Origin of the sequence: Haloarcula sp. CBA1129 (assembly GCF_008729015.1) — an archaeon.
Classification (GTDB): domain Archaea; phylum Halobacteriota; class Halobacteria; order Halobacteriales; family Haloarculaceae; genus Haloarcula.
On the sequence record NZ_RKSM01000001.1, the window covers coordinates 200,358 to 224,144 of the forward strand.

The following is a 23,787-nucleotide window of genomic DNA, read 5'->3' on the forward strand; positions in this document are numbered from 1 at the left end:
TCACTCTAGTTCAGCGTCGAGCGCTCCGGCGACCCGCTCCAGAAACGCCGGTGACTCGACGAGTGCGCTCGCGGCCTCGATGTCCGCGTGTATCGGGCGGTCCTCGGTAAGCGCCGGCACCACCGAACGGACGGCATCGTAGGCCTCTGCCGACCCGACGCCCAGTTCGAGGTCGTCATCGACGAAGTCGGCGGCCTGTGCTCCACAGCACAGCTCGACGCCGAGAATCGAAGCGGCGTTTCGCGCTGCGTTTCGGGCCAGATAGGCCGACTGCGCGCTCATGCTGACGTGGTCCTCCTGATTGCCGCTGACGGGGGTGTTATCCATCGAGGGCCGGCCGAAGGACCGGCATTCGTTTAACAGCGCCGCAGCGGTGTACTGTGCAATCATGTAGCCCGAGCGGACCCCACTTCGCTCGGTGAGAAACGGCGGGAGGTGTGGCTCCTGTAGATTCGGATTGAGCATTCTGTCGGTCCGGCGCTCCGAGATGGCCGCGAGTTCGGTGAGCGCGTTCGTCAGATAGTCGAGGCGCATGGCGAGCACCGCCCCGTGGAAGTTCCCACCGGAGAGCACGGCCGCGCTGTCGGAGCCGGTGGCCCGGTCGTCGACGCTCACAACCCCTGCCTCGCGGCTCGCCTCACGTCGCTCGCTCCCGCTCGCTCGGCCCGAGGACTCACTGCGCTCGCCCTCGCGGGGAAACACCAGCGGATTGTCCGTCGCGCTGTTAAGCTCGACCTCGACAGCCTCCCGGAGGTGGGCGACGGCGTCACGGACCGCGCCGTGGACCTGCGGCAGACAGCGCATCGCATAGGCGTCCTGCACGCGGTCGCAGTTCCGGTGGGACGCAATCACGTCGGAGTCGGCCGTCAGCCGCCGGATGTTTCGCGCACTCGCGGCCTGTCCGGTGTGGGGCCGGACGGCGGTGATGGCTTCGTGGGATGGCACCGTCGAGGAGAGGGTCACCTCCGTCGTGAGCGCGCCAGCGATGTCGGCGGCGGCGACCAGTCGTTCGGCGTCGGTGAGGAGGAGGGCGGCAACGCCGACGCTCAGCTGCGTCCCGTTGATGAGCGCCAACCCCTCCTTGGCCCGGAGCGTCACCGGTTCGAGGCCGGCCGCGTCGAGCGCCTCGTCGCCGGGCAGTCGGTCCCCCTCGACCTCGGCTTCCCCCTCGCCGATGAGCACTAGCGACATATGGGCGAGTGGCGCGAGGTCGCCGCTCGCGCCGAGGCTGCCCCGCGATGGGACAACCGGGTGAACACCTGCGTCGAGCATCGCCACCAGCAAATCGACGACCGACTCACGGATGCCCGAATACCCCTTCGCCAGCGTGTTCGCCCGCGTGACCATCATCGCCCGGACTTCCTCTGTCGTCAACTCCCGGCCGACGGCGGCGGCGTGGCTCCGAAGGAGGTTCCGCTGGAGGGAATCGAGGTCCTCGTGTGGGATGCGCTCGTCGACGAGGTCGCCGAAGCCGGTGGTGACGCCGTACACCGCCTCGTCGCTGTCAAGCACGCTCTCGACGCGCTCGCGGGACTCACGAATTCGCTCACGGGCGGTCTCGGCAACCGTGACGGTCGCACCGTTCCGGGCGACGGCGACCACCTCGGCGGGTGTGAGCGACTCGCCGTCGAGGACAACGTCGGCGGTCATGGTTGCATATCCCGGTCGTATGACTCATGTGTTGGGGTGCTGACGACCGAGCCGTCTTTCAGGACGGTGTCGACGACGTTGGTCCCGTACTGGTAGGGAATGTGGACGTGACTCGGCGCGGCAAGGACGACAACGTCACCGGGCGCACCCTCCCGGAGCGTCCCCAGACCATCGGTCCTGTCCAGTGCGAGCGCGGCGTGTTTCGTTCCCGCAATCAGGGCTTCGGCCGGCGTCAGTCCCATCTCGACGCAGGCAAGCGACAGCGCAAAGCCCATGCTGTGGCTGTGGCAGTTCGGATTGAAATCCGTCGCGACGGCGACCGACGCGCCCGCGTCGAGGAATGCCTCGGCGTCGGCGTATTCCGCTCCGAGGCCGAACGCCGTCCCGGGCAGGAGGACCGGTGTCACGCCCGACTCGACAAGCGCATCGATGTCGTCGTCTGTGGCGTGCAAGAGGTGGTCGGCACTGGCCGCGCCCACGTCAGCCGCCAACTGGGTCCCGCCGATGTGGGCCAGTTCCTCGGCGTGAACCTTCGGCGTCAGCCCGGCGGCTGCGCCTGCTTCGAGGATACGCCGGGACTGCGAGACTGAGAAGACCCCCTCCTCGCAGAACACGTCGCAGAACTCGGCGATGTCCTGCGATTCGACGGCCGGTAGCTGTTCGTCAATGACTGCCGCGGTGTAGTCGTCGGCGTCCCAGCCCTCGGGAACAGCGTGTGCGCCCATGAACGTCGGGACCACGTCGACGGGATGGACGGTGTCGGCGCTGTCGATAACCCGGAGCATCCGTAGCTCCGTCTCCGTGTCGAGCCCGTAGCCGGACTTCACCTCGACCGTCGTCGTCCCGTGAGCGAGCATGGTGTCGAGATGGGCCAGCAGGTTCGACAGCAGCGTTTCCGCATCTGCGTCCCTGACCGCTCGGACCGTTCGGAGGATGCCGCCGCCGTCGGCGAGGATGTCCTGATAGGACTTCCCGCGCAGTTTGGCAGCGAACTCGTCCGAGCGGTCGCCGGCGAACAGCGCGTGGGTGTGGGGGTCGACGAAGCCCGGAACGACGGCCTGCCCGTCGGCGTCGACAGCGTGGCTGGCGCTCTCCGGCGGGTATTCGGCGGTTACCTCCGGTGTCGGACCGACGGCGGCGACAGTGCCGTCCACGATGGCGACTGCGCCATCCTCGTAGGTCTCCAGACCGTGACCGTCCGCCGCCGGCCCCGTGACGAGTTCGCCTGCACCGTAGACCACGGCATCGAGGCTTGTCATCGGCCACCTCCCAGACCGCTGAGGAAGTGCGCGACGGCACGGGCCCCGGCGCGGGCGGTCCGGTCCCCAGCATCCAGCGGCGGTGCGCACTCGACCACCTCGAACCCGGCGATACGGTCGTCGGATGCGATGCGGCCCAGCATCCGGAACAGTTCTCGCGTCGAGAGGCCGCCCGGTGTCGGCGCGCTCACGCCCGGTGCAGCCGCGGCGTCGAGTACGTCGAGGTCCAGACTCACGTAGACAGCGTCTACGTCACCGAGCGCGGCGAGCGCGTCATCCACCGCGCCAGCGGGATCACCGGCCACCGACTCAGGCGGCAGGACTGTCCCACCCTGCTCGGCGAGGTAGTCGTGGTACGCTGTCGAGGTTTCGAAGTGTCGTGCACCGACAACGGCCAGCGTGTCGAGGCCCGCATCGTGGAGTTGCCGGTACGGTGTCCCACTGGTCGGTTCGTCCCGAACGGCGCGGCAATCGAGATGGGCATCGAAGCTGATCGCGCCGACGGTTTCGTGAGCCAACAGCGGCGCGGCGTTCGGGAACGTCAGTGAGTTATCGCCACCGAGAAACACCGGCACCGCGCTCGTTGCATGGATCTGGGCCGTCACCGAACGGACGGCACTCTGGACCCGTTCGACGCCGCCAGCCGGAACCGCAATGTCACCGAGGTCGGCGACTGAGTGGACCGGTCCGCGTTCGATGTGCTGTGTCTTCGTACCGCCGAGTTCGCGCCGGAGAGCCGCTGGGCCGGCACGCGCGCCCGGCCGCCCGATGACTGCGCCGTCGTATGGCTCGCCCACCAGCACAGCGTCGTACTCGTCAGCGGTCGCGAGCGTGGCCGGCTCGACGATTTCACCGAACTGCTCGTCGTTCGGGTCGCCGGACGGGCCGGTCCACGGCGACGGGGCTGTCAGGTCAGTCATCGGCCACGGTTGCGGTCGCGCATTGGGACCGCAACGTCGTTCTCGTCGGCGGCGTCCTGTGCGACCTCGTAGCCGGCGTCGACGTGGCGAATGACGCCCATCCCGGGGTCAGTCGTGAACACGCGGCGGGCCTTCTCGGCGGCGAGATCGGAGCCATCGAGGACAACGTGGTTGTTCGTGTGCAGCGAGTTACCGATGCCGACGCCGCCGCCGTCGTGGACGCTGACGATGTCCGCGCCGGCGGCGCAGTTCAGCAAGGCGTTCAGGATCGGCCAGTCGGCGACGGCGTCGGTCCCGTCTTTCATCGCCTCAGTTTCGCGGTGTGGCGAGGCGACGCTCCCGGCATCTAGGTGGTCTCGCGTGACGACAACGGGTGCCGAAATCGCCCCGTCAGCGACGAGTTCGTTGATACGGAGCGCGAGGCGGGCGCGTTCGGTCAGCCCGTCCTCGGTCGCATAGCCCAGCCAGCACACGCGCGAGGGGAGCCCTTGGAACGACACCTGCTCCTGAGCGAGGTCGATCCAGCGGTGCAGGTCGTCCTTCTCGGGGAACAGCTCTTTGATTGCGTCGTCAGTCCGATGGATGTCTGCAGGGTCGCCCGAGAGCGCGGCCCAGCGGAACGGCCCCTTGCCCTCACAGAACAGCGGGCGGATGTACGCGGGAACGAACCCCGGGAAGTCGAACGCGGTGTCGAGGTCGCGGTGGTCCTCGACCTGTCCACGGATGTTGTTGCCGTACTCGAAGGCGATAGCACCCCTATCCTGCAGTTCCAGAATGCCCTCGACATGGCGCTCCATCGTCTCAAGACTCTCCGCGACGTACGTTTCGGGGTCGCGTTCGCGGAGTCGGTCGGCTTCGTCGACGGTGTAGCCAGCAGGGTAGTACCCTTCGAGTTCGTCGTGCGCGCTTGTCTGGTCGGTGACTACGTCGGGGACGAAGTCCCGTTCGAGCATCGCCGCAAGCATCTCGGCAGCGTTCATGTGGACGCCGACGCTGTACGGCTCGTCGTTTTGGGCGGCCCTCTGCGCCCGCTCGATGGCCTCGTCCAGATCGTCGGTCTTCTCTTGGCAATACCCGGTTTCGATACGCCGGTCGATACGGTCTTCGTCGACCTCGGCCGCGATGCAGACGCCGTGGTTCATCGTCACCGCAAGCGGCTGTGCGCCGCCCATGCCGCCGAGGCCACCGGTGACGACGATTTTGCCGCGCAGACCGTCGTTGTCCGGGTAGTGCTCGCTCGCGAGGGCGGCCAGCGTCTCGTAGGTTCCCTGAATGATGCCCTGCGTACCGATATAGGCCCACGAACCGGCGGTCATCTGGCCGTACATGATCTGCCCCTTCGCTTCGAGTTCGTGGAAGTGTTCCCAAGTGTCCCACTTGCCGACGAGGTTCGAGTTGGCGATGAGGACACGCGGGGCCTTCTCGTGGGTTTCGAAGCGACCCACCGGCTTGCCGCTCTGGACGAGCAGCGTTTCGGTGTCGCCGAGTTCACGGAGTTCGTCGACGATGGTGTCGTAGGCGTCCCATGACCGGGCCGCGCGCCCGGTCCCGCCGTAGACGACCAGTTCTTCCGGCTTCTCGGCCACTTCGGGGTCGAGATTGTTGTTCAGCATCCGCAGCGCGGCCTCCTGTCGCCACCCTTCACACTCGATGTCGGTGCCGGTGGGCGCACCCTGATATTCCTGCCACTGTTCGGAGGGCGGACCGATGCCGTCCGTGTCGCCGTCGGGTGCTGATTGATGTGCCATACCACAACAAAAGACTGCGAGCGTGATAGCGACCCCGCACCGTTCGGAACTGTTTTTAAATAGCCATGAGTGGCGGTAGCTATGTACGAGGCCGTGTTCCGCGTCTACGGCGATGGGGCCTACGAGGTGGCGACGGACGGGACGGGGACCATCATCGAACTGTGGTGCAACGACCACAGCGACCTGCTGCACGTCAGCGGCCGCGACGTGGACGACGTGCTTGCGGAGGTGCGGGAGACGGTCGGTATCGGCGAGCGCCTCGCGAAAGGCAACGAGCAGGTGCTGGTCACCGAGGACTGCCTGAAGTCCCATCTCGATAACAACGTGGAGCGGTATCTGGCGAGCGCAGGCTGTCTCCTCGTGCCGCCGCTGAAGTACGCGGAGGGCGGGAAGCTGGTCCGGGCGCTCGCACTCAGCGCCGACTCGCTGTCAGCGGTGTACCGGGCGCTGGCTGCCGAGTTCGACGTGACGGTCGAGTCCAAGCGCGAGGTGCAGTCGGTGACACCGGACGCGCCGCTGTTGACGGTTGACGCGGTGTTGCCGGACCTCTCGCCGCGCCAGCGCGAGGTGTTCCTGGCGGCATACGAGGGCGGTTACTACGAACTGCCCCGCGAGACGACGACCGAAGCCGTCGCGGCGCGCGTGGGCGTGGAGCGCCGAACCGCGGAGGACCACCTGCGGCGGGCGGAGAAAAAGCTAGCCGAGGCGCTGGTGGAGTACTTATAACAGGCCGAGGGCGGCCAGCGCGTGCGTGATGCCGGCGATGAGCGGCACGAGGATGACCGTTCGCATGACGAACAGCGCGACGAGGTCACGGAAGCGGATGGGCACGTCGCTGAACATATCCATCGTCATCGGGCCGACACTGGAGAAGAAGATGAGCTGAGAGACGGCGAGTACGCCGACGAAGAACTTCGCTTTCGTCGCCGTCTCGGTCACCAGCAGGACCGGGACGTACATCTCGGTAATGCCGACGATGGTCGCCGGCGCGATCACCTCGGCGTTGGGGATGCCCAGCGCGGCGATGACCGGCGTCAGCGGGCGACCGAGGATGTCGAACACCGGCGTGTGCGCCGACAGCAGCGTGGCGGCGAGGCCGACGGCGAGGATCGTTCCGAGGATGAGGCTGGTGAGCTTCAGACCGTCGACGAACCCACGCTTGGCAGCCTGTGCGAACGTCTCGCCCTCCTTCGCCTTCCCGACGGCTTCGCTGATTGCGAGCCGGACGTAGTCCGTTGGCGACCCCGAAAAGGCGACTTCGGGGTCCGGCTCTGCGATGTACTCCGCGGGCGTCGTCGAGATGGGCGGCAGTCGGACGAGGATGGCCCCGGTGATGACGACACAGAGGAAGTACGCGCCGAAGATGAGCGGGAACTGCGGGAGCATCTCGAGTGTCGCGGCGACGACGCCGACGAACCCGATGGAGACAGTCGAGAAGCACGTCGCGATGGTGAACACGTCGCGCTTGTGGTAACCGCCCTGCTCGAAGACGTTTCGCGTCACGTAGAGGCCGACGCTGTAGGAGCCGACCCAAGAGGCGAGGCTGTCGAGCGCCGCCCGACCGGGCACTTTGAACAGCGGGCGCATGACAGGGCGGGCGAGCGTCCCGACGAACTCCAGCCCGCCGAGTTCGACGAAGATAGTGATGAAGATGGCCCCGATGGGGATGATGACTCCGACGCTGTACACGAGGGTCCCCCACATCAGGCCACCGGTGCTCGGCGTATGCAGCCACTCGGGACCGAGCTTGAAGAACATCACCGGCGCGAGCAGCAGGCCGGCGACCCGGAGCGCCCAGAACACGCCCGAGGTCTCGAAGTACGACAGGTCATAGCCCGCGATGTCCTCGTCACCGACCATCGCCAGCGTCGTCACCACCCCGCCTGCGACGATAATGGCGAACGAGTAGACGCCGACGGCGGTTGGGAACGTTCCGGTGATCGCGCTGACGACGATGTCGAACGGCACCGTGACCTCCCCCTGATACGGAACGGGGAGAAGGAAGAACACACCGCCGACGATGAAGGCGACGAGGAACTTCAGTATCGGCCGCGCGTCGTACTCATGGAGGTCGATGTCATCGATGTCTCTGGCGCTCGGTTCCGTGTCGACCGTGTACGTCCGGCTTGTCTCGGTAGACATTAACATACGTTACCCATGTTCAACTGATAGTCCTGAAACCGCCGTGTGGGGGTGGGTTTATAAGTAAGTCGGCGTATCCGAGCGACGTGCTGCATCAGAACGACTTTGTACCACCAAGAAATATCACTAGGTGGTATGAGCGAATCAGATTCATTCGAACAGTTCAGCGACGTCGGCGAGGCGGAAGTCACACGCGCCATCGGGCAGGAGTGGACCGAGGAGTTCATGGACTTCTCGGACTCCGATGTCATCATCGTCGGCGGCGGCCCGTCGGGGCTGATGGCCGCGAAGGAACTCGCCGAGCGCGGCGTGCAGGTGATGGTCGTCGAGAAGAACAACTACCTCGGCGGCGGCTTCTGGCTCGGCGGCTTCCTGATGAACAAGGTCACGGTGCGGGACCCGGCCCAGCAGGTGCTGGACGAACTCGACGTCGACCACAAGCAGTCCAAGGACAGCGAGGGCCTCTACGTCGCTAACGGGCCGGAGGCCTGTTCCGGCCTGATCAAGGCAGCCTGCGACGCCGGGGCGAAGATGCAGAACATGACGGAGTTCACCGACATCGTCATCCGCGAGGACCATCGCGTCGGCGGCATCGTGATGAACTGGACGCCGGTCCACGCGCTGCCCCGCGAAATCACCTGTGTCGACCCCATCGCCGTCGAGGCCGACCTCGTCATCGACGCGACGGGCCACGACGCGATGGCGGTCAAGAAGCTCGACGAGCGCGGCGTCCTCAACGCGCCGGGCCTCGAAGACGAAGCCAGCGGCATGGACCAGACCGACGACGACACCTACGGCGCGCCGGGCCACGACTCGCCGGGCCACGACTCCATGTGGGTCGGGGAAAGCGAGGACGCTGTCGTCGAACACACCGGTCTCGCCCACGACGGCCTCGTCGTCACCGGCATGGCGACCGCAACAACCTACGGCCTCCCGCGCATGGGTCCGACGTTCGGTGCCATGCTCGTCTCCGGCAAGCGCGCCGCACAGGTCGCGCTAGACGAACTGGAGGTCGATGCGGACCCGGTCGACGTCACAAGCCGCGACGCCGCATCCCCCGCTGACGACTGAAATCCTCCCACGCCCCTCTGGTTTTAACCTACTTATTTTCCTCCATATAGTTGCCCATTCAGGCCGAAATATCGCGTTGAAACCAACAATTAAGCAATAGTAGCTCGAAGATGTTAGTGATTGACAACCAATGTCAGAAGAGATGCAGCGGAGCGACAACCACAGGTCTGACGAGTCAGCCGGCGGTGAGATAGCGGTCCAGCTCTGGAGCCGGCGGCCGGTCTGTGGCCCTCGAACGACAGCTATCGACCAGTTCACGGAACTCGCTACGATGGGAGCTATCGATGATTTCGATGTCCAGACGTGGCCCGAGGAAATTCCGGTGTCGCAGGAGGGCGAGCACGGTGAGGTGTTGGCGACTATCGACCGATACGAGCAGTGGGCGACCGAACGTGGGCTGAGTCTCCGACCGCCGTTCGAGACGCGAACGTCGTCGCTACTGGTCGGCGGGAGCACGGAGGTGCTGCGGCTACCGATGCTGGCCGTCGCGGTGTACGCGAACGATGAGCTGGTCGGAGTGTATCCGTGTACAGACGGGGAGACGACGTGGTCCGTCACGGACTGCATCGACGCGCTCGCGGCCGAATCGACTCCACTCCCACACGAACCGGAACTGTGACTCCCACTGGAACGGCTCAGTCTGTCCGGTGGCGGCGTCCCGTATAGCACTGAACTGAGGTTTACGTTTCCAACCGGGAGCACCACGGTAAGCAGTCCACTCTGGTTCTCCACTCGACGGCCCATCTCTCGATACGGAAGAGTCCCCGAGACATAACTGGTATTACCTACCGATACCACTGGCCAATACAATGGAGTCCGTCACGCTGTACCGCGCCCCGACGACAGTCGCCGATGCCGACGCCATCGCCGACTGGCTCGATGCGCGGGTCGACGCCGAGGTTGCCGTCCGGGACCGGTTCCTCTCACTGCACGGCGACTCGGAACTGGCGTCGTCGTTCGCACGGGCGCGGGTGCTCTCACCGTACGACCGCGAGACCGGGAACACGATGCTGGGAATCGTCCGCTACGAAGAGCGAGCGCTGGAGTCGCCCGAGCGGGCCGGCGGTGTCATCTACGACGGGCAGGCCGTCCAGCGCGCGCTCCACGACCGAATCCCTGAGTCCGAGCGGTCACTCGCCCACCTTCACGTTCCGCTGCTGGACCGCGTCGTCGGGACCTGGGGCGACCACGACGGCCGCTGGCACAAGCGCGTGAACGTCCTCGGCCAGCCCGCGGTCGTCTCGGTACCGGGGCTGTACGAGGCCCCCGCAAAGCCCGAGCAGTACTACAAGGAACAGCAGAAACACGCCCTGCTCGGCGGCGGCGCACCGCCCCGAGAAGTGCTCGAAAACGAAGTCGAGGGCGAGTTCCTCGTCGAGGACGACCCGCGGACGACCGACGCCATCAAAGGATACGTCCTGCAGGCGTACCACTACCTCGACACGGGCGAGGCGTTCTGCGACGAGGAGACCTGCCGACTCCACAACCCGCACCGCCAGCCCGGCGTCGTCGCCGCGCAGTTACGGGGCACCGAGTTCTGCCCCCGCCACGCGGAGCGCTATCGGCGCTAGACCGTCGGACCGAAGTCGTCCATGACGGCGCGGACGAGTTTCGCCTCGGCGCGCTGGAGGTGGTCGCTGACCGTCGCGGGAGCACACCCCAGCTCGGCGGCCACGTCCTCGTGGGTCGCACCGCGAGGCCGGTCGTAATAACCCAGGGCGAGGGCCGTCCTCACGGCCTCGCGCTGACGCTCGCTGAGTCTGGACGCCGGCCGCGCCAGTCCGTCGCTGACGGCGCTGATGCTGTCCAGCCGTACGTCGATGGGCGCTGGCGCGTCGTCGAGGGCGTCCTGCAGCGGCCCCGCTTCGCCGACCACGCGACAGGAGACCGTGCCGTCGCGATAGATGAGCGGCTTGAGGACGACGATGCCGAGCCGAGTGCCGGCGTCGTGTATTGCGTCGAACATCGGCATCGACAGCGGCCGATTCTCGACGAGTGCGTACGTCCGTCGCCGCTTGGCCCCCGAGAGCGTCACCGATTCGACGCCGGGCGTCGAGGGCGCGCGGTCGACGAACCGAGTCGCGTCGCCATCGATGGCGAACAGCACGGTATCACACCCTTCGGGGGTGCGGTTCCAGTCGACGATGCGCGACTCCTCGATTTCGGGGTCGTTCGCCAGCAGGTCGAAGAACTCCGGCGCGTAGTCGGGCGGTATGCGAGCGGTGACCCGGAGATGTTTCATGCCCGAAGTGTGCCGGAACCGTCACATAAACCCACCTCTCATACGTCACAGAACGCTCTCGGTACCGGCGAACGACGACTCTGACGGCGATGACGAAACCGAACCAGCGACGTGTCGCGAACGATCCCGACCGGCCGGCCACCGCATCGACGGCGGCGATACGCGTTGACGGCCTGCGTGTCACCTACGCGGACGGAACGACTGCCGTCCGGGACGTGTCGCTCACCGTTCCTCGCGGCGAGTTCTTCGGGTTCCTCGGGCCGAACGGTGCTGGCAAGACGACCGCCGTCAAGGTGTTGGCGACGCTGCTGGAACCGACCGAGGGCGAAGTCGTCGTCAACGGTCACGACGCGACCGCGGCGCAGACGGCGGTCAGGGAGACCATCGGATACATGGCACAGGACGTGAGTGTCGACGCGGAACTGACCGCGCGGGAGAACGTCGCGTTCGCCTGCGAGGCCTACGGCGTCCCGCGCGGTCGGCGAGCGGAGCGAATCGCGGAACTGCTCGAACTCGCGGACCTCGGTGACGTCGCCGACACGCCCGCCGAACGGTTTTCCGGCGGGATGAAGAAGCGACTCGACGCCGTGACGGCCCTCGTCCACGACCCGGACCTCGTCTTCCTCGACGAACCGACGACGGGGATGGACCCGAAGGCGCGAAACCGCCTGTGGGATCACTTCCGCCGACTCAACGAGAGGGGGACCACGATATTCCTCACGACCCAGTATCTCGAAGAAGCCGACGCGCTCTGTGACCGCGTCGCCGTCCTCCGGGACGGCCGCATCGCCGCGACGGGGTCGCCCGCCGAACTGAAGCGCCGCGTCGGCGGTCAGATCCTCGAAGTCGACGTGGACGGCGGCCGTGAGACCGCCGAAACGGCGGCCGACGTGGCCCGCGAGGGAACTCGCTTCGGTCCGGACGCGACGGTCGAAACCGTCGACGACACGGTTCGGGTGACGACGACGGACGCCGCCGAGCGCGGCACGGACTACCTGCTTGCGCTCCGCGAAGCGGGCGTCGCCGTGACCGGGTTCGACGTGGACGAACCGACGCTCGACGACGTTTTCTTCGCCATCGCAGACGGGCGAACCGACGGCTTCGACGCCGGGCTCGATGACGAGACGGGGCCGGGATCGTCCGGAGGGACACGATGAGTTCCACGGGCGTCGACACCGGTCAGTCGCGGTCGGCCGGAAACTCCCTCGTCGGAGACATCTGGGTCAATTTCAAGCGGTGGACCCGGAAGGCGATTCGGAATCCGACCGTCGTCTTTCTCGAACTCTTCATGGCGGTGTTCTCCCTGCTGATGTTTACGGCCGTCTTCGGCGACGTCGGCACCCTCGCTATCGAACGGGCCGGATTCGAGGGCGTCGGGTACCTCCCCTTCGTCCTCCCCGCGGCCGTCGTCCAGGTGTCGATGTCGTCCTCGCTCTCCTCTGGCCTCGGACTGGTCGAGGACCTCCAGACGGGGATGTTCGAGAAGGTGACCGTCTCGCCGATGCGCTGGACCGCCGTCTTCGCCGGCAAGGCCGCCGCCGAACTGTTCCGCCTCGTCTGTTACGTGTTCGTCATCTTCGGCCTCGGACTGGCGATGGGTGCCACCGTCGCGACCGGACTCGTGGGGCTGTTCGGCATCGCCCTTGTCTGTGTCCTCTTCGCGCTCTGGTACATGGCGCTCTCGAACGCCGTCGCGGTGGTGACCCGGGACGAGGAGACGCTCGACGCCGTCGGGAACCTCCTCCTGTTCCCGCTTCTGTTTCTCTCCTCGGCGTTCCTCCCCGTGTCGTCGCTGCCAGCGGCGGTACAGGTGGTCGCCACGGTCAATCCGGTCACCTACGGCGTCGACGCGATTCGAGCGCTGGTCCTCGGCCGGGACGTGCTGACAGTCGTCGAGGTGACGGCGTTCGGCGGCGTCTCCGATACCCTCGTGCCGGCGCTCGCGGTTCTCTGTGCGCTCGATGTCGTCTTCGGTGCCGTCTCCGTCTGGCTCATGGGCCGTGCGACGGGATCCGAGGTGGCGTGACCGGGCCGCTCTGACCCGCCCGCCGAATCCGCTGGACGCGTTTCGGCCCTCCCAGTGCCCGCCGGAACCCGCGTGCGCTACGCGACGGTCCCGCTGAGCAGGCCGACGAACCCGCCGCCCATCGTCTCGTAGCGCCGCGCGACCGTCCGCTCGGTGAGTCGCTCCCGGGCCGCGGCCACCCGCCGCTCGAACGCGCTGGCGTGTGACCGACGCGAGAGCCGCGCACCCGGTGCCGAGAGCCTGACGACCCCCTCGAACGCGACGTTCAGCGGCGCGGCGAGCGCGCTCGGACTCCGCTGGAAGTTCAGCAGCGCGACCCGCCCTCCCGGGCGGACGCTGTCGCACCACGCGTCGACGGCCGCCGCGGGGTCCTCGAAGATGCCGGCCACGAACGTCGCGAGCACGGCGTCGGCGTCCCTGATCGGCGGTCGCGCGGCGTCGGCCCGAACGTAGTGGACTGTCTCGCCGGTCCGGTCCGGGTGTTCGGCGGCCCGGTCCAGCATCTCGCGAGTCACGTCGACGCCGACCACTCGCCCCGTCGGGCCGACGCGCTCACGGAGCGCCGGGACGTTCGCGCCAGTGCCACAGCCCATTTCGACGACGGTGTCGCCGGGGGCGAGCGCGAGCGCGTCAGCGGTTCGTTCGCGCCACGACGAGACGCCCGGCGCACTCGCTACCCAGTCGTACAGCCGCGCCCACCGGCCGTAGAACGACTGCGCGTCGGTCACAGGATTTCGCGTGCCGTTTCGGCGACCGACACAGCGTCGTCCCCGAGCAGGTACACGACCGGCTCGATACCCATCGCGCCGGTGTGATAGAGCACGTCGGCCGCCGGGTCGTCAGCCAGCGCGGCCGCGACGGCCGGCTCGACGCTCTCCTCGGCGTCGAACTCGACCACGGTCAGTCCCGCATCCCGCAGCGCGGTCACGACGGACTCGTCGTACCGGACGTTCAACACCGCGCGGGCGTCGCTCCCGGCGGTCCGTACCGCCAGCAACAGCGTCGCGACGTGCTCGCTGACGCCGAACTCCGGGTCCGCCGGAATGGTCGCTCGGCCTTTCACGTCGAGAATCCGTCCCGGGACGGCCGCCACGTCTTCGATGCTCTCGGCGTCTGGGAGACACTGGACGAGGTTCGATCCGACCGCCGGAATAAGCGTCGCGAATCCGCTGGTGTTTTCCAGCACGCTGAGTCCGCGCCGCACCGACGCGAGCGTCCGCTCGGCGGACCGCAGCTGCGAGTCGGGGTCGTGGATGGCGAACTCGTCGTCGTAGTCGCCAAGCTCCGGGACCGCGTCCTCGTGTAACTGCGCGAGGACGCCGCCCTGTTCGAGTTCGCGGACGAACACCTCCGTTTCGACCAGCGCCTGCACCGGACTCATATCGCCGTCTGCCAGCCCGTCAGCCAGTCGCTCGACCAGCTCCTCAAGTCCGCGGTGGGCCAGCAGGTCGTCGTGGCGCGCCACGTCGCCGTGGACGTACTTCGAGACCGCGCTCTGGCTGATGCCGAGCAAGTCCGCGACTTCGGACTGTGTCAGCCCGCGCTCCCTGAGGGCGTCGGCCAGCAGCGAGCGAAACGTCGGCAGGAAGTCGTCGACGACGATCTCCTCGATGAACCGCATCTATTGGTCGCCCCCGAACTCAACTGAGTGCCTCACCGATATCGTGATGCCACGCATGGCGGGCATCACTGATCGCCTCCGAACTCACGATCTCCCTGTATCTTGCTCGCCTGCGGCCCGGACTGGCCCTGATACTTCGAGCCGCGCTCGGCCCCGTACGGGCGGTCAGCGGGCGTCTTGAGTTCGGTGAAGGTGAGCTGCGAGATTCGCATCCCGGGTGTGAGTGCCACTGGAGCGGTGCCGAGGTTCGACAGTTCGAGCGTAATCTGACCCTCGTACCCGGGGTCACACAGGCCAGCCGTCGCGTGGACGACAATTGCGAGCCGGCCCAGCGACGACCGGCCTTCGACGTGGGCGATGAGGTCATCAGGGATGGCGACGCGCTCGTGGGTCGTCCCCAGCACGAAATCGCCGGGATGGAGGATGAACTCGTCGTCCTCGGCGACCACAGTCTCGTCGACGTAGTCGGCGACTTCGTCCTCGGAGTTCGGGTGGATACAAGGGATGTTGGCGTGCTGGAACTCTAGGAACTCCCGTCCGAGACGGAGATCGACGCTGGCCGGCTGAATCTGGATGTCCGGGTCGTCGAGCGGTTCGACGACGAGGTCACCCTGTTCCAGCCGCCGGAGAATATCCGCATCTGAGAGTATCATGAGAGTGGCGTGTGCGGCCGGAAGCCTAAACTCCCCGATTCTCAGGAGAGGACCACGGGCAGCGTCGCAGCGATGACGGCGATGGCGACTGCCGCGTATCTGCTAATCTCGTGGACGACTCGGAGGCCGCTAGCCCAGACAGCTGCCTGCCAGACGGCAGTGCCGATCTGTATTGCAAGGAACACGAGTCCAGAAAGCCCGTTCTGTAGACCTCGGACCTGTTCGAGTAGGACCGCCGGCGAGGACGCGGAGAGGTCGGTGTTTGCAGCAAAGAAGACGAGTGCAGCACCACCGGCGACGACGCCGACCACGGACGGGAGTAGCCCCCAAGCGGTGATCTCTGCTGTCTCGCCGAACTTGCCGGAGCCGCCGGCTAGCTTTGCGCCGACATACAAACCGATCATCAGTCCGATCCAGACAATAACGAAGCCGAAAAACAGCCCCGGAAGGGCCTCAGTCGCATAGTCCCAGATAATCGACCCGAGTTCAACAGTTTGTGTCGCCGGCTCGTCACAGCCGGAAACGGTTATTCCGCCGACACCGCCGTCTTCGCACATCTGCTCTGGCGGCCGTGCGGGGTTGTCTCTCTCCACGGTTCCGGTAAACTGGGCGGCGAACAGTCGGAGCGCGACTCCGAGAACGACTGTGACGGCGACGGCGATACCGAGAGCAAGGCCGCCGCCGCGGAATCCGTTCAGCCGGTCTCGTCGCTGTTCGAAGAACGCGCCCGGTCGCAGGAGGAACGCTCGGATAGAGGAGGGCATCTCCGGGGTGTGCTCGGCCACGGCGTATGTACTCTGTGGTATGTGCAACCGTGGAGGGAGTCCGACGGGCGTTTAAGTACGGGTGGCCATGTAATCGTATGAAGCAGGCTATCGTCGCGCGGGCCGACCTCGGTATGGGCGAGGGCAAGCTCGCCGCCCAAGTTGCCCACGCCTCGCTGTCGGCCTACGAGGACGCCGGCCCGAAACCCCGCAAAGCCTGGAAGGGCGCGGGGCAGAAGAAAGTCGTCCTGAAGGCCACGAGCGAGTCCGAGCTGTTCGAACTCGCGGACGTGGCCGAGCGCGAAGGCCTGCCGCATGCGGTCGTCCGGGACGCCGGCCACACACAGCTCGATCCGGGGACCGTCACGGCGCTCGCCGTCGGCCCCGCCGAGGACGAGCTGGTGGACCGCGTCACCGGCGACCTGCCGCTGTTCTGAGGGCAGCGGTCCGCGATACGGTTATATAAGAGCAACCCTAACCTCAGGTGAACAACAACACCACACATCATGCAAGGAAACGAACAACAGGCCTACGACCGCGGGATTACCATCTTCTCCCCGGACGGACGCCTCTATCAGGTCGAGTACGCACGAGAAGCTGTCAAGCGCGGGACCGCAAGCGTCGGGGTCCGCACCGCGGACGGTGTGGTCATCGCCGCCGACCGCCACGCCCGCTCGCCGCTCATCGAGCGCGACAGCATCGAGAAGATTCACGAGATCGATTCCCATGTCGGTGTCGCCAGCGCGGGCCACGTGGCCGACGCCCGCCAGCTCATCGACGTAGCGCGCCGGCAAGCGCAGGTCAACCGCCTGCGCTACGACGAGCCGGCCTCCGTCGAGTCGCTGACCAAGGAGATCACGGACTACATCCAGCAGTACACCCAGACCGGCGGCGCACGCCCGTTCGGTGTGGCGCTGCTGGTTGCTGGTATCGAAAACGGCGAGCCGCGCCTGTTCGAGACAGATCCGTCCGGGACGCCCTACGAGTGGCAGGCCGTCGCCATCGGTGGCTCTCGCGAGGACATCCAGTCGTTCCTCGAAGACGAGTACGCCGAGGAGATGGACCTCGAAGGCGGCATCGAGCTCGCGCTCCGGGCGCTGGCCTCGGTCAACGAGGACGGCCTCGACGCGACCGGCGTCGACATCGCCACCATCGACGTCGAGACCGAGCAGTTCGAAAAGCTCGCCGAGGACGATATCGCCGAGCGGCTCGATGAGTTCGAACTCGGAGGTGCGGAGTAATGCACGACCCCGAGAACCGACTGACCGACGCCTACGAACCCGAAGTCGGCAATCTGCCGAACGAGGACGGCGGCCGCGACGAGGAGAACGTCGTCAAGACCGGGACGACGACGGTCGGCCTTTCGACGGAGAACGGCGTCATCATCGCGACGGATCGACGCGCCTCCCTCGGTGGCCGCTTCGTCTCGAACAAGCAGGTCCAGAAGGTCGAGCAGATTCACCCGACGGCCGCGATGACGCTGGTCGGCAGCGTCGGCGGGGCCCAGTCGTTCATCCGCTCGCTGCGCGCGGAGGCTGACCTCTATGAGGTCCGCCGCGACGAACCGCTCTCGATTCACGCACTGGCGACGCTCTCGGGCAATTTCGCCCGTGGCGGCCCGTACTTCGCCATCAACCCAATCGTGGGCGGCGTCGATGAGGAAGGTAGCCACGTCTACAGCGTCGACCCCGCTGGCGGCGTGCTCGAAGACGACTACACCGTCACCGGCTCCGGGACGATGGTCGCGACGGGGACCATCGAAGGGCAGTACGACCCCGAAATGAGCCTCGACGAGGCCCGTGATCTGGCCATCCGCGCGGTCAACGCTGCGGCCGAGCGTGACACCGGGTCCGGCAACGGCGTCGTGCTCGCGGAAATCACCGACGAGGGCGTCGACATCGACGCCTTCGACGACTACGAGTCGGCCGAGTAACCCGGCCGTTCCGGTCTTCGCTTTCTCCAGTTGTCGCCGGGTAGTCCCTACTCACGCGGCACGACCCGCATCGGATAGTCCGACTGCCGCATGATGTCCTGCGCGACACTGCCGAAGATGAGCCGGTCGGTCTGGCTCCGCTTGCGGACGCCGATGACGAGTTCGTCGGCGTCGACCTCCGCCGCGATGTCGAAGATATCATTGGCTGGACTGTTGCCCCGGATTATCTGGTAGGTCTCCACCGACACCCGGTCGCCCAGCCGGTCCGAGACGACTTCGAGTGCGGCCTTCCCGTCGGCGACCGCTTCCGACGACGTACTATCGCCGCCGCGCTGTGAATTGACTGCGTAGACGCTGTCGTCCGGGTCAAGGACGCCTTCGAGGTACGAACACAGCGTTTCGCTGACTGTCTCGGAGTTTGTCGCGAGCACGAAGGTCTGCATATTCGATGTCCTTCACGCATCATGATAAGTATGTGTCTTGTTACCACGAAGTGCCGTCTCTTCAGGCCCTCGCGGTCGCCGGGCTATTCGGTCAGGACCAGCCAACCGACGGCGAGAAAGACGGCGAGCACGAGCAGAATCGACCCCCAAGCCAGCGCCGCGAACGCCGTCGACCCGAGTGCGGCGAGGGGGAGGACGGCTGCTGGAGTCACTCTTCGGACCCCCCGTCAGCCACTGGGTCGTCGAGTGCGCGGACCTCCCGCCCGAGGCTGTCGAGGTCAGCGTCAGCCCCGCCCAGCAGCGTCGCCGCGACGGTGAGGGCAGCCGAGACGAGCGTCGCGCCGGCAAAGGCAATCAGGAACGACGGGGCCGGCAGGACGCTCCCGACGCCCGGTATCGTGGCGACGAGGCCACGGAGTGACGGGAAGTAAGCGAACCCGACAAGCAGGCCCGCCACACCCGAGACTAGCGCGCCCGGCCCGGTGAGCCGCTCGGTGTAGAGGCCGGCGAGGAACGGAACGAAGACGCCGGCGGCCAGCAGGTCAGCTGTCAGAAATAACTGGAGCACGCTGTACCCCTGTGCGCCGATGAAGATTGCACCGAGTGCGACAGCGATGGTCAGCCCGCGGCCGCCCAGCCACAGAGTCCGCTGGTCGGGGTCGTCGAGCAGTCGAGCGAGGTCAGCCGTGACGACGCTGGCGATGGCGTTGAACATCGTGTCGGCGGAACTCATCACCAGCAAGACGGCGAGGACGACGACAGCGAGGGTCACCCACGTCGGGAACGCCTCGGCCACCACGAGGAAGAAGGCGATGCTCGCAGAGCCGGATTCGGTGAGGCCCAGTCCCGTGGCGGCGATGCCGAACAGGCCGGCGAGCAGCAGCATCGGGACGACGACGACGGCGGCGATGCCCAGTCCGCGCCGCAAGGCACCCTCACCGTCGGCGGCGTACACCCGCTGCCAGACACCCTGATTCAGCATATTTGCACCGAGGAGGGCGAAGGCGACGTACAGCCCGAACTCCAGACCGGGACCGAATCCGGGGTCCAGAAGCGTCGGGTCAGCCGAGACCACTGTCGCGTGGAGTTCGCTCGCGACCCCAAGCGAGAGGAGCGCGCCGCCGAAGCCAACGGCCAAGAGCGGCAGGATGACCAGTGTCTGGATAGTGTCGGTGACGATACTCGCCAGCAGACCGCCGTAAGTCGTGTAGACGAGGACGAACCCGCCGATGAGCAGCGAAGTCTGCCAGAGGGGCACGTCGGCGACGAGCGCGAGCGCACCGGCGATGCCGGTCATCTCCGCGGCGAGGAAGATGAACATATAGAACACCGAGACGAGCAGGACGAGCAGGTACATCCCGGACCCGAACCGAGCGTAGGCGAACTCCGTCAGCGAATGGCCCGCGGGCATCACCTCACGGATGCGAGCGCCCACCGGAATAAAGAGGAGGAGCGGAATCGCGCTCCCGATGGCGTAGCCGAGCACGGCCGGTAATCCGCCGAAAGCGGCCCCCGCCTCGGCGGGGCTCAGCAGAATCCAGACGCCCATCATGGACGCGATGACTGTCGCGGCGAGCGTCCCGCTACCGGCCGATTCGCGGGCCGAGATGTACGTCTCCACCGAATCGATGCGGCCGCGAGCGGCGAAGAGACCGACGCCCGTAAACACGACCACGGTCGCCGCGGTCAGGCCGAGAACGACTGCCGAGGAAACCATCTATGGGCTCACCTCGCTCTCGGCTGTCGCCGGCGTCTCTTCGTAGGCCGTCTCGAAGAACTGCCGTTCGAGCGTGACCGTGCGGTCGAACAGCGACGCGACGCGGGCCTCCCGGCGGGGCGAAAGCGTCGGCCCGACGGCATCGAGTTCGCCACGGAGCCACTCGACGAACGCGACGAACGAGTCGACGGCGTGGAGGTCCACCCACTCGGCGAAGTAGAAGGGCAGTCCCATGCCGGCGCTGGGCAGGCCGTCGCCGTCTGGGTCGCCGTGCGTGTCCGCGGCCGCTGTCGCCCACGACTCGTATATCCACTCCGCCGGGACGAGGACGGCGAGCGTTTCGGCGTAGCCCCCCTCCCGGGCGGCGCGACCCAGCAGGTCGACGAACGCCGCAGTCGTCTCTGTCATGTCCGGGTTCTGCCAGCGCGATTCGTCAACGCCCAGCGCGTCAAACGACCGCTCGAAGTAGTCGTCCTCCTCGTCAGTCACGGTATCGAGAAACTCGACGAAGCGACGCTTGGCGGCCATGTCCGGGGCCTGCCCGACCGCGTGACCGAACGTGCCGACGAGCTCGTCGACGAACGCGTAGTCCTGTCTCAGATACGCCGCGAACGCGTCCTCATCGAGCGTACCGCCCCCAAGTTCCGTAACAAACCGGTGTTCGACGGCGGCGTCCCAGTCCGGCTGACTCTGGTCGCGGAGCCAGTCGGTGAATCGGGGATCAGTGACGCGGTCGGCGTACGCCGAGTATGTCTCGGCCGTCATAGCTCCCACCCCTCCTGCGTGTAGGCCATCTCCCAGAACCGGTGTTCGAGCTTCGCGCTCGTCAGAAACGCTTTTTCCATGGCATCGTGCTGCCCGGAATACCGCTCGCCACAGCGGTCGACGTACGCCCGACACCAGCCCGTCGCCTCGCGGAAGTCGTCGCTTGTGTACATCTCGATAAAGGGCGTGTACTGGTGCTCGTCGTCGGCCAGATCGGCCATGTGCTCGGCCACGTCAAGGTATCCCTGCATGCAGGGATACAGCGCAGCGGCGATCACCGCCTCGTGACCCTCGTAGGCCGTCCGGACGAGGAAGTTCGTGTACGCCAGACAGGTCGGGGCTTTCTCGGTCGCTTCCAACTCACGCTTCGAGATGCCGTAGTCCGACGCGAACTCTCGGTGCAGGTCCATCTCGGTGTCGAGCACCTGATGGGCGACCCCGAGCAGGTGCGTCATCGTCGACTCGTCGTTTGCCGTCGCGCCGGCGAGCGCGAACAGTCGCGCATAGTCCTGTAGGTATCGGTAGTCCTGTTTCACCCAGTGTTTGAACGCCGCTTCGTCGAGCGTCCCGTCGGCCAGTTCGCGGACGAACGGGTGGGTCTTCTGTGCGTCCCAGATATCCTCGCCGATGTCGAGCAGGTGGTCGCTAAACGCCATTTGTGGCCAAGACAACAATCTCCGTCGTATTATATTCTGCTAATACAACCAAGTTATAGCTCCCGAGGAGAGTGACATACAGCGAATTTCGGGATCGGAGCGTCTCGGGGCTGTCTGGCTGCCTGCACCCACAACGACGCGGTCGACCGGCGCTTTCGTAGTCCAAACTGCTAAACGAACCACGACCGTCACTCATAGCAATGACACTGCAGTTGCCGAGCGAAATCGTGGTCGAGCGGTTCCTCCCGACCGCCCGGGCGATGCTTGCCACGGAACTCGACGAGAAGGGGTGGACCCAGCAGGAGATCGCCGCCCAGCTCGGAGTGACGCAGGCCGCAGTAAGCAAGTACGGCAGCGGCTCGGTCACCATCGAGGAACGGTTCCGGGAGGACGCTCGGATGCAACAGACAATCGAGCGGATCGCCGACGGACTGGCCGCGGGCGAGATGGATGAGTTCGCAGTGCTGGGCGAACTGCTCGCTCTGGTGCGGGAGTTCGAGGACCGGGGCCCCATCTGTGCGGTCCACGAGGAGGAGATGCCGGCGCTGCAGGGGATGGGCTGTGACCTCTGCGTTCGGGGGACGGATACCGCGGTGCAAGCGGAACGGGCCGTGTTGTCGTCGGTGCGGCGAGCGACGCGGCTCCTGTCGGACAGCGATATCGTCGTCGACGCCATCCCGAACGTGGGGATGAACGTCGGGATGGCGCTGCCCGATGCCGAGGACGCGCTGGACGTGGCGGCCGTCCCCGGCCGGATTCACGATTTGCGTGGACGGGTCAACGTCCCGTCGAATCCCGAGTTCGGCGCATCGGAGCACGTCGCGCGGACGATACTGGCCGCGGCGGCGGTCGACGCCTCGCGCCGAGCGGCGCTCAATCTGACGACTGACGAGGCAGTTCTCGATGCTGCCCACGAGCAGGGGATCGAGCCGCTAGAGTTCGACCCCGGCTATGAGGACCGGGACGACCGGCTCGAAGCGGCCTTCCGCGACCGCGGCGAGGTCCCCCGCGTCATCTACCATAACGGCGCGTTCGGTATCGAACCGATAACCTACGTCTTTGGCGAGTCGGCAGTTGAGGCCGCCGAACTCGCGGTCGAACTCCTCGATGCAGCTGACGCCTGACACCTCTCGGCCGTCGAGACTGTCAGAACCAACCGGTCTCGGGATCGACGGGATTTTCGGGCTCCTCGCCCCGCAGTACCCGGATAACATCCTCGGCCACGGTCTGTGTCAGTTCGACCCGGGATTCCTCGGAGTACCACGCGACGTGGGGGCTACAGACGACGCTGTCGAGGCCGTGGAGCGGCGACTCTCCCGGCGGCTCCGACTCGCGCACGTCTAACCCGGCCCCGCCGAGGTCACCGCTGACGAGCGCGTCGTACAGCGCCGTCTCATCGACGAGCCCGCCCCTGCCCGTATTGACGAGCAGGGCGTCGTCACGCATCCGGTCGAGCGCGTCAGCGTCTATCATCCCCCGCGTCTCGTCGGTCAGCGGAGCGTGCAGCGAGACGATATCGGAATCGGACAGCAGCGTTTCGAGCGTGACCGACTCGACGCCGAGGTCACCCATCCGATACTCGGGCGCGTACGGGTCGTAGGCGATGACATCGACATCGAAGCCACGGAGCTTCGCGGCGAACCGACTGGCGAGCTTGCCGAAGGCGACGAGGCCGACGGTGCTACCGGCGAGGCGATGCATCGGCTGCCCGACTGCCCACTCCCACTCGCCGCTCTTGACCGACCGGTCGAACGTGGGTATCTTCCGCAGGCAAGCAAGCATGAGTGCGAACGTGTGGGTCGACACCTCCTCGACAGAGTAGTCCGGGACGTTGACGACCGCCACGCCGGCCTCAACCGCCGCCCGCACGTCGATGTTGTCCACGCCGATGCCGGCTCGGCCCACCACTTTGAGCGAGTCGGCTGCCTCGATAACTTCGGCCGTGACCTGTGTTCCGGCGTCGACGATTACCGCGTCAGCGTCTTTCACTGCGCGTGCGACGGTTGCCGGATCTTTCGCCTCTGTCGTTTCAACAGTCGCATCAACCGCGTCCAGCACCGCCGCCCGTGTCTCCCCGTCCATCACTTTGCTGTCAGAGACAACGACTTTGTATGACATACTCTGGCTTGCTTCGGCCACGGAATAAAATCATTGTCAGGACGGGTCCAGTCATCGGA

At 66.4% G+C, this 23,787-nt stretch carries 26 protein-coding genes; 10 read left to right on the plus strand and 16 right to left on the minus strand.

Annotated features, from left to right (window positions below):
* From hutH to hutU, 4 genes are read right to left on the minus strand one after another with little or no spacing between them, the layout of a single operon-like run.
* Entirely contained in the window at positions 1–1,650 is a 1,650-nt protein-coding gene (gene hutH, locus Har1129_RS00925) for a histidine ammonia-lyase (protein ID WP_151098939.1), read from the minus strand.
* Positions 1,647–2,909, minus strand: coding sequence for an imidazolonepropionase (gene hutI, locus Har1129_RS00930; RefSeq protein ID WP_151098940.1), 1,263 nt, complete (start codon positions 2,907–2,909; stop codon positions 1,647–1,649). Before hutI ends, hutH begins: the two co-directional genes overlap by 4 nt.
* The gene (hutG, locus tag Har1129_RS00935; protein ID WP_151098941.1) at positions 2,906–3,829 is read right to left on the minus strand and encodes a formimidoylglutamase; all 924 of its coding nucleotides are present in this window, start codon (positions 3,827–3,829) and stop codon (positions 2,906–2,908) included. The genes hutI and hutG overlap by 4 nt, the downstream gene beginning before the upstream one ends.
* Entirely contained in the window at positions 3,826–5,577 is a 1,752-nt protein-coding gene (gene hutU, locus Har1129_RS00940) for a urocanate hydratase (RefSeq protein WP_151098942.1), read from the minus strand. The genes hutG and hutU overlap by 4 nt, the downstream gene beginning before the upstream one ends.
* A gap of 81 nt (positions 5,578–5,658) precedes the next feature.
* On the opposite strand from hutU, the gene Har1129_RS00945 reads away from it, so the two are divergent.
* A complete protein-coding gene (locus Har1129_RS00945) occupies positions 5,659–6,303 on the plus strand; it encodes a helix-turn-helix domain-containing protein (protein WP_151098943.1) in 645 nt (214 codons plus the stop codon).
* Here the strand turns inward: Har1129_RS00945 and Har1129_RS00950 are convergent.
* A complete protein-coding gene (locus tag Har1129_RS00950; RefSeq protein ID WP_151098944.1) occupies positions 6,298–7,719 on the minus strand; it encodes a YjiH family protein in 1,422 nt (473 codons plus the stop codon). The genes Har1129_RS00945 and Har1129_RS00950 overlap by 6 nt on opposite strands.
* 135 nt (positions 7,720–7,854) lie before the next feature.
* Here Har1129_RS00950 and Har1129_RS00955 point away from each other — a divergent pair, with 135 nt between their 5' ends.
* The 3 genes from Har1129_RS00955 (at position 7,855) to Har1129_RS00965 (ending at position 10,361) form a co-directional block, all read left to right on the plus strand.
* Entirely contained in the window at positions 7,855–8,790 is a 936-nt protein-coding gene (locus Har1129_RS00955) for a sulfide-dependent adenosine diphosphate thiazole synthase (protein WP_151098945.1), read from the plus strand.
* 130 nt (positions 8,791–8,920) lie between these two features.
* Complete coding sequence (locus Har1129_RS00960; protein WP_151098946.1) at positions 8,921–9,409, plus strand: HTH domain-containing protein; 489 nt, start codon at positions 8,921–8,923, stop codon at positions 9,407–9,409.
* A 190-nt stretch (positions 9,410–9,599) separates the two neighbouring features.
* Entirely contained in the window at positions 9,600–10,361 is a 762-nt protein-coding gene (locus Har1129_RS00965) for a DUF7001 family protein (RefSeq protein ID WP_151098947.1), read from the plus strand.
* Here the strand turns inward: Har1129_RS00965 and Har1129_RS00970 are convergent.
* A complete protein-coding gene (locus Har1129_RS00970; RefSeq protein WP_151098948.1) occupies positions 10,358–11,032 on the minus strand; it encodes a helix-turn-helix domain-containing protein in 675 nt (224 codons plus the stop codon). The genes Har1129_RS00965 and Har1129_RS00970 overlap by 4 nt on opposite strands.
* Before the next feature lie 89 nt (positions 11,033–11,121).
* On the opposite strand from Har1129_RS00970, the gene Har1129_RS00975 reads away from it, so the two are divergent.
* Together Har1129_RS00975 and Har1129_RS00980 are read left to right on the plus strand one after the other, a co-directional pair.
* A complete protein-coding gene (locus Har1129_RS00975; protein WP_151098949.1) occupies positions 11,122–12,189 on the plus strand; it encodes an ABC transporter ATP-binding protein in 1,068 nt (355 codons plus the stop codon).
* The gene (locus Har1129_RS00980) at positions 12,186–13,058 is read left to right on the plus strand and encodes an ABC transporter permease (RefSeq protein ID WP_151098950.1); all 873 of its coding nucleotides are present in this window, start codon (positions 12,186–12,188) and stop codon (positions 13,056–13,058) included. Before Har1129_RS00975 ends, Har1129_RS00980 begins: the two co-directional genes overlap by 4 nt.
* 77 nt (positions 13,059–13,135) lie before the next feature.
* Here the strand turns inward: Har1129_RS00980 and Har1129_RS00985 are convergent, their stop codons facing one another.
* From Har1129_RS00985 to Har1129_RS01000, 4 genes are all read right to left on the minus strand, one after another.
* A complete protein-coding gene (locus Har1129_RS00985; protein ID WP_151098951.1) occupies positions 13,136–13,786 on the minus strand; it encodes a class I SAM-dependent methyltransferase in 651 nt (216 codons plus the stop codon).
* Positions 13,783–14,679 carry a thiamine-phosphate synthase family protein gene (locus tag Har1129_RS00990; RefSeq protein WP_151098952.1) on the minus strand — a complete coding sequence of 299 codons (897 nt, stop codon included), beginning with the start codon at positions 14,677–14,679 and terminating at the stop codon, positions 13,783–13,785. Before Har1129_RS00990 ends, Har1129_RS00985 begins: the two co-directional genes overlap by 4 nt.
* 65 nt (positions 14,680–14,744) lie before the next feature.
* A complete protein-coding gene (dcd, locus tag Har1129_RS00995; RefSeq protein ID WP_151098953.1) occupies positions 14,745–15,332 on the minus strand; it encodes a dCTP deaminase in 588 nt (195 codons plus the stop codon).
* 41 nt (positions 15,333–15,373) lie between these two features.
* On the minus strand, positions 15,374–16,096 hold the full coding sequence (locus tag Har1129_RS01000) for a YIP1 family protein (RefSeq protein ID WP_225307711.1): 723 nt from the start codon (positions 16,094–16,096) through the stop codon (positions 15,374–15,376).
* Between the two features lie 98 nt (positions 16,097–16,194).
* On the opposite strand from Har1129_RS01000, the gene pth2 reads away from it, so the two are divergent.
* The 3 genes from pth2 to psmB all read left to right on the plus strand — a co-directional run bounded on the left by pth2 (position 16,195) and on the right by psmB (position 18,029).
* Positions 16,195–16,533, plus strand: a complete 339-nt coding sequence (pth2, locus tag Har1129_RS01005) for a peptidyl-tRNA hydrolase Pth2 (protein ID WP_053967517.1) — start codon at positions 16,195–16,197, stop codon at positions 16,531–16,533.
* Between the two features lie 69 nt (positions 16,534–16,602).
* Positions 16,603–17,337, plus strand: coding sequence for an archaeal proteasome endopeptidase complex subunit alpha (gene psmA, locus Har1129_RS01010; protein WP_151098955.1), 735 nt, complete (start codon positions 16,603–16,605; stop codon positions 17,335–17,337).
* On the plus strand, positions 17,337–18,029 hold the full coding sequence (gene psmB / locus Har1129_RS01015) for an archaeal proteasome endopeptidase complex subunit beta (RefSeq protein ID WP_151098956.1): 693 nt from the start codon (positions 17,337–17,339) through the stop codon (positions 18,027–18,029). The genes psmA and psmB overlap by 1 nt, the downstream gene beginning before the upstream one ends.
* 47 nt (positions 18,030–18,076) lie before the next feature.
* On the opposite strand, the gene Har1129_RS01020 is transcribed toward psmB, so the two are convergent.
* The 5 genes from Har1129_RS01020 to tenA form a co-directional block, all read right to left on the minus strand.
* Positions 18,077–18,472 (minus strand): universal stress protein, encoded by a 396-nt coding sequence (locus tag Har1129_RS01020; protein WP_151098957.1) that lies wholly within the window; start codon positions 18,470–18,472, stop codon positions 18,077–18,079.
* An 83-nt stretch (positions 18,473–18,555) separates the two neighbouring features.
* Positions 18,556–18,684, minus strand: coding sequence for a hypothetical protein (locus Har1129_RS21110; RefSeq protein ID WP_255518321.1), 129 nt, complete (start codon positions 18,682–18,684; stop codon positions 18,556–18,558).
* The gene (locus Har1129_RS01025; RefSeq protein WP_151098958.1) at positions 18,681–20,189 is read right to left on the minus strand and encodes a sodium:proline symporter; all 1,509 of its coding nucleotides are present in this window, start codon (positions 20,187–20,189) and stop codon (positions 18,681–18,683) included. Before Har1129_RS01025 ends, Har1129_RS21110 begins: the two co-directional genes overlap by 4 nt.
* On the minus strand, positions 20,190–20,954 hold the full coding sequence (locus tag Har1129_RS01030) for a TenA family protein (protein ID WP_151098959.1): 765 nt from the start codon (positions 20,952–20,954) through the stop codon (positions 20,190–20,192). It lies immediately after the preceding gene.
* On the minus strand, positions 20,951–21,610 hold the full coding sequence (tenA, locus tag Har1129_RS01035; RefSeq protein WP_151098960.1) for a thiaminase II: 660 nt from the start codon (positions 21,608–21,610) through the stop codon (positions 20,951–20,953). The genes Har1129_RS01030 and tenA overlap by 4 nt, the downstream gene beginning before the upstream one ends.
* A gap of 200 nt (positions 21,611–21,810) precedes the next feature.
* Here tenA and Har1129_RS01040 point away from each other — a divergent pair, with 200 nt between their 5' ends.
* The gene (locus tag Har1129_RS01040) at positions 21,811–22,734 is read left to right on the plus strand and encodes a thiamine-phosphate synthase family protein (RefSeq protein ID WP_151098961.1); all 924 of its coding nucleotides are present in this window, start codon (positions 21,811–21,813) and stop codon (positions 22,732–22,734) included.
* A 22-nt stretch (positions 22,735–22,756) separates the two neighbouring features.
* Here Har1129_RS01040 and Har1129_RS01045 read toward each other — a convergent pair whose 3' ends face one another.
* A complete protein-coding gene (locus Har1129_RS01045; RefSeq protein ID WP_151098962.1) occupies positions 22,757–23,728 on the minus strand; it encodes a C-terminal binding protein in 972 nt (323 codons plus the stop codon).
* Positions 23,729–23,787: the final 59 nt, after the last annotated feature.